Source organism: Mycoplasma sp. 5370, assembly GCF_054343435.1.
Genome location: NZ_JBTGVF010000034.1, coordinates 1 through 7,330, shown reverse-complemented (window position 1 = coordinate 7,330; position 7,330 = coordinate 1). Strand labels below are relative to the sequence as shown.

The 7,330-nt window shown below is 24.0% G+C and carries 6 protein-coding genes; 2 read left to right on the top strand and 4 right to left on the bottom strand.

All coding sequences use genetic code 4. The features are described from left to right. Window positions 1-61 precede the first annotated feature (61 nt). Window positions 62-1,423, bottom strand: coding sequence for a transposase (locus ACXX88_RS03795; protein ID WP_458559637.1), 1,362 nt, complete (start codon window positions 1,421-1,423; stop codon window positions 62-64). 690 nt (window positions 1,424-2,113) lie between these two features. On the opposite strand from ACXX88_RS03795, the gene ACXX88_RS03790 reads away from it, so the two are divergent. Then, entirely contained in the window at window positions 2,114-2,860 is a 747-nt protein-coding gene (locus tag ACXX88_RS03790; protein ID WP_436358470.1) for a tyrosine-type recombinase/integrase, read from the top strand. 134 nt (window positions 2,861-2,994) lie between these two features. Continuing rightward, on the top strand, window positions 2,995-4,365 hold the full coding sequence (locus tag ACXX88_RS03785) for a dihydrolipoyl dehydrogenase (protein WP_458559636.1): 1,371 nt from the start codon (window positions 2,995-2,997) through the stop codon (window positions 4,363-4,365). A 231-nt stretch (window positions 4,366-4,596) separates the two neighbouring features. Here ACXX88_RS03785 and ACXX88_RS03780 read toward each other — a convergent pair whose 3' ends face one another. The 3 genes from ACXX88_RS03780 to nadE all read right to left on the bottom strand — a co-directional run bounded on the left by ACXX88_RS03780 (window position 4,597) and on the right by nadE (window position 7,174). After that, window positions 4,597-5,655, bottom strand: a complete 1,059-nt coding sequence (locus tag ACXX88_RS03780; RefSeq protein ID WP_458559635.1) for an Eco57I restriction-modification methylase domain-containing protein — start codon at window positions 5,653-5,655, stop codon at window positions 4,597-4,599. Then, window positions 5,648-6,361, bottom strand: coding sequence for a hypothetical protein (locus ACXX88_RS03775; RefSeq protein WP_458559634.1), 714 nt, complete (start codon window positions 6,359-6,361; stop codon window positions 5,648-5,650). Before ACXX88_RS03775 ends, ACXX88_RS03780 begins: the two co-directional genes overlap by 8 nt. An 84-nt stretch (window positions 6,362-6,445) precedes the next feature. Then, window positions 6,446-7,174 (bottom strand): NAD(+) synthase, encoded by a 729-nt coding sequence (gene nadE, locus ACXX88_RS03770; RefSeq protein WP_458559633.1) that lies wholly within the window; start codon window positions 7,172-7,174, stop codon window positions 6,446-6,448. Window positions 7,175-7,330: the final 156 nt, after the last annotated feature.

Genomic DNA, 7,330 nt, shown 5'->3' with positions numbered 1-7,330 from the left:
GCAACAATTTGCTGCGACGTTATAAAATAATGTTAAGTTTTTGTGTCCATGTTTAATTAAACTAGTTTTTATTGATTTTAGATTTTTTGGTTTTTATATAGTTTTCAAATTCTTCAAAAATTTTTCATGCATTATTAGAAAATTCTCCTTCTTTTTTAAATTTTCTAATAATTTCTTTTGTGTTTGTATCTTTTTCTACAATATATTCTAAACTATTTAAAATGTTTATTAATGATTTATCAGTAATTTTTTCTGAACTTCCTAATTCCTTATAATAATCTTTTATTTCGCTTAATAAATTTTTGAAAACATAAAGGGAAATAAAGGAAAAAAACGCACTTTCTTCAATGTGGTTTTGATTATACACCAACATTGAACCAGTTTCATCATTGCTTTTTAAAGTTTTGAATATTTCTTGGATTTTTTCTTGATTTCAATAGAAATCTAATTCTACTTCTAATAAAGAAGTTTTATAAACAGAAAAAGTTTTTATTTTTTTAGATTTAAAAGAATCATTGGTTTTGATATTGTTATTTTCTTTTTTAGAAGCAGTTTTTGTTTTATATGGAATTATAAAATCTATATTGTTAGATTCAAGAAATTGTATATTTTCAGTAGAACTCATTTCTTTATTAATTATTATTGTTAGTTTATTGATAGAAATTCTTTCTTTTAATTCTTCAAATAATGGAATTAAGGTTTCAACATATTCTGTATTTTTAGCAAATGTTTTATAAAAAATAGGTATTCCTTGATCATTGTAAATCGTAGATAAAACAACTTGATCATCATAAAATTCATAATATTCAAAAAAACTAAAGTCTTGTAAATTGTCCTTTATAATATTTTCTAAATAAATAGTTTTTGAATCAAAAAATAATAAGTTGTTTTCTTTGTTGATTTTATTTTTGAAAATAAAATCTAAAATTTTAGACTTATTTTTAAATAAAATACTTAAAGCTTGATGGAAATTACTTTTGGAATAATCTGGATTTAAAGTTGTTATGTTTTTAATATAGAATTCTTCAATTATTCTTTTAGGATTTATTATTTTGTTGGCTATTTGATAAGAAATTACTTCTTTCATTTCTTTATTTTGGTCAAAAGTAATTTGATTTAATAATTTTATATCTTCAATATATTCTTTTATAAATTCAGAACCATAATATAAGATATCTCAATACGTAACTCGGTTTTCTAATGCTCTGTCTATTTCTGATTTTAAAAAAACTAAATTAACTTTTTCATCGTATTGTTTGATAACCTCTTTAATTATAGCTTCGAAATTTTCATTTTTCTTTTTTAATTGAATGACGTTTCCTAGTCCTAAAAGTTTAACATTTTTTCTGGTTTTTCCATTAACTTGTCAATATCCAATATTTTTATAAGTTGCCTTTTTTGGTCCAGTTGAGTTATATAGCATTAATTTCATAGTATTAATTATATATTAATCATAATTTTTGTTTATAAATAAATTATTAATAAAATTCAAAAGTTGGTTTTTAACGATGTAAAAAATTTTATCATTCTTTCATTGATTGTTAAAAGTTTTAATCTTAAAATGACACAAAAATTTTAGGAAAAATAAACCAAAAATCCCAATTTTTTCCGTATTTTTGTAATAAAATAAATTCTGTGGTAATATTAAAATGTGACTAAGTTTTTTGTCACAGAAAGGGGTGGTGAACTATGTTTTATATTATTCATAGAGAAAATGATAACCTTAATTTTAATCATAATTTTAGTATTTATTATCAAATTCTAAAATTATAAATTTGTTAAAGTTCATTACCTCAAAAAATAATAAAAAAACCTCATTGTAGCGCAATGGGGTTTTCATTATCTAAATTTAGATAATTAAGTGTAATGAACTATGTTTACAATATTATTATAACACTTTTTCTACAAATGTTTATAAAAATGTGAAAACAAAAATTATATATCATTAATAGTGCAAAATTACGGATTTAAAAAAGAACTATTTGAGAATTTAATTTTTATTTAATAAAATTGAATTTTATAACTTATATATTTTTTGTTAAGTTTTTAAGTCAAAAATAAAATGAAATTAAATTTGTTTGTGTATTTTTAAATTTTATAAATAAGGAGAAAGATGAAAGTTAGAGATTTTTTAGAATATTGTACAGAAATTAATTTGTCTAAAAATACAATTAGACAATACGAATATATACTAGGAGATGTTTTAGATGTTGATAATAAAGAATTTAAAAAAGTAATTGAAATTATTATCGATGATAAAAAAGGTGGTGGATACCAGCATACTTTAAAAGATATTTATCATAGTTTTTTAAAGTATACAAAGGATGAAGAAAAATTAGAAAAATTAAGCAAAATCAAACTCAAACCCATCCCGCTCTACTTTAGAGCGATAATAACAAAAGAAGAACTTTATGAAAAAACAACAATTAAAACTAAACGGAAAACAGAAATTTTTTATAAAACAATAATTCGTTTTTTATTTGAAACAGGAATAAGAATTGGAGAATTAAAGCATTTAAATATTAGAGATGGCAGACTATATACTATAGGAAAGGGAAATCGTGAAAGACAATTGTTTTATAAATATGAAACATTAAAAATAATGTTTGAAAATTGAGATAAATATAAAAATGCCAAACCCAATACAGTAGCTAAGCAAATTAAAAAAATTTTGGGAAAAATTTATTCACCCCATAGTTTAAGAAGGTCTTTTGCTAGTTTCCTTTTAAAAAATGATGCAAATCCTAAAATGGTACAAATGTTAATGGGCCATATTAAAATTACAACCACTTTTAAATACTTGCATTTTTCCGAAAGGGAAAATCAAGATATGTACAACAAAATCTTTTATGAAGAATAAAAAAATTGCTTTCCTGAATGAAAAAAATGCAAAAAAATGCAATTTTTTCATTTGTTTTATTATTTTCTAAGTTTTTTAAATAAAGCTGCTATATAATAAAACTATAAAATATATTTATAAAAAAGGAGAAAAAAATGAAAAAATTTGATGTAGTAGTTTTAGGTGGTGGTCCAGGTGGATATAGCCTTGCTAGCATTTTAGCTACAAATGGAAAAAATGTCGCTTTAATTGAAAAAAGCGACTTAGGTGGAACTTGCGTTAATAGAGGATGTATTTCTACTAAAACTTTAATTAAATCTGCAAAAGTTTATGAAACTGTCAAAAAAGCTAAAGAATTTGGTATTCATTTAAATGGAAAACACTTTCATTTAAATGAAATTCAAAAAAGAAGAAAAGATAATAAAGAATTACTAAATGCTAATATTGAAAAATTATTAGTTTCTAGCAATGTAACCATTTTTAAAGAATATGGTGAAGTTTTAAGTAATAAAACTATAAAACTAACTAACGAAACTATTGAATTTGATAAATTAGTTTTAGCTACCGGTTCTTCTAGTAGAAAATTAAACCTTAAAGGTTTTGAACAAGGTTACCAAGAAGGATTTTTAATCGATTCAGATAAAGCACTAACATTGGAAAAATTACCAGAATCAATGACAATAGTTGGTTCAGGTCCAATTTCTTTAGAATTTGCTTATTTCTATTCAACTCTTGGAGTTAAAATTACTATTTTAGAAGCAAGAAGTTTTATGGGTAATTTTGACATTGAATTACAAAAAAATGTAAAAAATTACTTATTAGAAAAAGGTGTTGAAATTTATGAAAATGTCAAACTTCTAGAAGTAAAAGATAAAACTTTATTAGTAGAAATTGATTCAAAAATACAGGAATTTTCCGATGATTTAGTATTAATGGCAGTTGGTAGAGTTGCTAATACAGAATCATTTAGTAAACTTAATGTTGAATTAACTCCAACTGGTTTTGTTAAAGTAAATGATAAAATGGAAACAAGTGTAAAAAATGTTTATGCAATTGGAGATGTAACAGGTATTTTACTTCTTTCAACAACTGCTTATAAAACAGGAGATATTGTTGCAAAAGAATTATTAAATAAAAAACACAACGAGGTAGTAAATCCTAAATTTATTCCTTGATCTGTTTATTTAAATCCTGAATTTGCAGGAGTTGGTTCAAGCGAACAACAACTAATTAATTCTAATGTAGATTATGCATCATTAGTATTACCTGCTGCTGCATTACCAAGAGTACATGCTGATGGTTTAGATAAAAAACACGGTTTTGTTAAATTTTTAATTGATAAAAAAACAAATAAAATTTTAGGAAGTTTTATGTTTTTAGAAGGGGCACACATTTTAATTAATGAAATAGCTCATGCTATCCAAAACGATTGAACATTTACTGACTTACAAACTAAATCATATACACACCCAACAATTGCAGAAGCTGTTTATTATGCAGCAAGAAACTTTACTTTTAAAAAATAATGAAATCAAAGCATTCAAAAAACTCACTAAATGTGAGTTTTTCTTATTTCCAGTGCCGGAACAATGGAAACTGCCAACAGCAGCTCTACTAATGATAATATAATTGTAACACAAAATTGTTTTTATAATTATACTTTATCAAGTTTCCCAGCAAATAGTAAAAAAGTTAAAAATCACCTATTTTTTGATTAATTTTATTGTTTTTCTTTTTTTCTTTATACCATTTTATTATTATTTATTACTGAATATAATAGAACTTAACAATGATTGAGAGAAATGAAATCTACCATCTTTTTTAATTCCTGCTTTTTCTCAATCAAAATTATTAAGTTTTTCAAGAATCTCCATAGTTTCATCAAGAGAACAAAAAGTGTAAATCGAAAGAACTGATGCATCATAATGTATAAATTTGTTCTCTTGTGTATTTTCTAAAATATAAAAAGGTTTTTCTTTTCTTGTTAAGCAATTAACAAAAATTTGAAAAGAAAAATTATGTGGACTTTTAGGAGTCGGTCTTATCCACTTTTCAGGCTCGTAAGATATTTTTGTTGTTTTTAATGTTCTCTCGGTTTGTGAATTTATAAATTCTGTAAGTCCTGCTTTAATTTTGCTATTAAAACCAGAAGCACCACCTACTTTTACTACTATTTTATGATTTAATTCTAAAGGTTTACCAAATATAATTTTTCCATTATTATAAAAATATTCTAACTTTTTAGGATGATTTTTAGTTTTAACTATTTTTACTATCGAAGTAGGAACTGATGCGTTTTCTCATACGTTTTCAGAAATCGGTTCTCAGTATGTTATAGAAAAATTATCATATATATGTTTTATTAATTTTTTAGCACTGCTATTGGAAAAGATTTTACTTGATATAATTCAAATTAATTCTCCATTTTCTTCTAAATCAAATAAAGCTTTTTCAAGAAAAAAATAAAATAAATTAGGTTTATGATTTAGAAAGTTTGAATGTAAATTTTCTTGAATGTTTTTAAAGTCTACATAAGGGGGATTTCCTATTATAACATCACTTTTAAAGTTAGTGTTAAAATATGAATTAATGATGGCTTCTTTATGACTTATAGTGCTATCTTTTTCAATTGCAATAATTTCTGAATTGCTGTATTTTTCCTTTAATTTATAATAAAAATTACCTGTCCCGGATGAAGGTTCTAAAATACGTTTTGGATTTTGTATAGATATTAATTTAATCATTTTTTCAACAATAAATTCCGGAGTAAAAACTTGACCTAAATTCTTTTTATTTAATTGTGTTATATTATTCATTTTCATCACCTTTTTTTGTAAAGTATTTGTTAAAATCATTTAATATATTTGCTCTTTTTTCTATACTTTCTCTTAGGTAATGCAAAATAAATTGTTTAGCTTCATTATAAGTTCTATATTTTAAATTTTTATTTTTACTTCAAATACACTGAAATGGTAAATTATTTCCGTTGGAAACTAAGGTTTCTATTTGTTTTAAAGAAGTATAGAATGATTCTTTTAAATTATTTTTATCAATGATTAAAAAATAATAATCCTTGTAGTTTTCTTTAATATTGTCGTGAAGTTTTTGAAAATAATCATTTCAATTTATTTGATTTGAAAAATCTGGTTTATTTCCAGTTAAGGCAAAATAAATGCCACCTTTTGAATTCAAATTATCACCAGAATTATTGTCTAGGGAGGTTATTTTTAAGTTTATAGGAACAAAATATTCAGAAGTTTCACCTTCAATAGCTAAATCATACCATTCTCTTGGTTTGCTATCGGTTAGTTTCCATTTCATTTTGTTAAGTAATGATTTGATTTTTTGATTTGCTAAAATAAATTTTAAAATCTCTTTTTCGTTAATTGCTGAGTTTGTTCTTCCATCTTCAAAATTTTTAGAAAAAGAAATATTAGAAACTTTGATTTCTTCAACTATTGCAAAAATAATTGTTTCTATAATTTTTTTGTCTTTTTCTCTTTCGCTTTCTATCGTTGTCATACTCTCCCGCTTAAATATTTCGTTTTTGCTTAAAAATATTAAAGAAAAAAACTAATTTAGGAAAAATGCCATGTTTTTCCTACTTTAATTGATTTCGCTGTAATGTTTTGGTCTTGGTAAAGCAACTCTTTTGTGTTCACTAATTTTATGTTGTTTTTCTATTAAAACTATAGTTTTTGAATCAAGTTTACTTTTGTCTTTAAAGTAAGTTTCTAAGTCATTATAAGTAAAACCTAATTCTGCTTCATCGCTTTGGTTTTCTCATAAACCGGCTGTTGGAGTTTTATTGATAATACTTTCTGGAATTTCTAAGTATCTTGCCATTGCTCTTACTTCACTTTTAGTAAGTTGTACTATAGGTAGTAAATCTACCCCACCATCACCATATTTTGTAAAATATCCAAGATACATTTCAGAGAAATTATCTGTTCCTAAAACAAGATATTTATACTCTTGTGCAAGAGCATAAAGAGTAGTCATTCTCAATCTTGGTTTAATATTAGCAATTGCAAGTTTATTTTGTAAATCAAAGGATTTTAGCATTGTTTCATAAGTATCTTTCAAATCAATAGTTACAGTTTTTAAATCAAATTTTTGCACAAGTTTTGCAATATCATCTTGATCGTTTTTCATGCTATTAATTGGCATAATAACACCAAGACTATTGTCTGGAAATGCTCTTTTTGCAAGAGTTGCAACAAGAGCAGAATCAATCCCTCCAGAGATGCCAACAATGACACCTTTCATATTAGCTTTAGCTACTTCTTGTTTTAATCATTCTATTAAATATGCAGTGTATTTTTCTAAGTTCATAGTGCAAAAATTTTAGCACATTAATTTTTTAAAAACAAAATAAAAAGCACTTTTTTGGCAAAAAAATGATTTTGCAAGGCACTTTTGCTTATTTTATGTTTTTTTTGCAAATTATTAATCAAAATGTCCCGGGGTATTTATTAATCAAAATGTCCT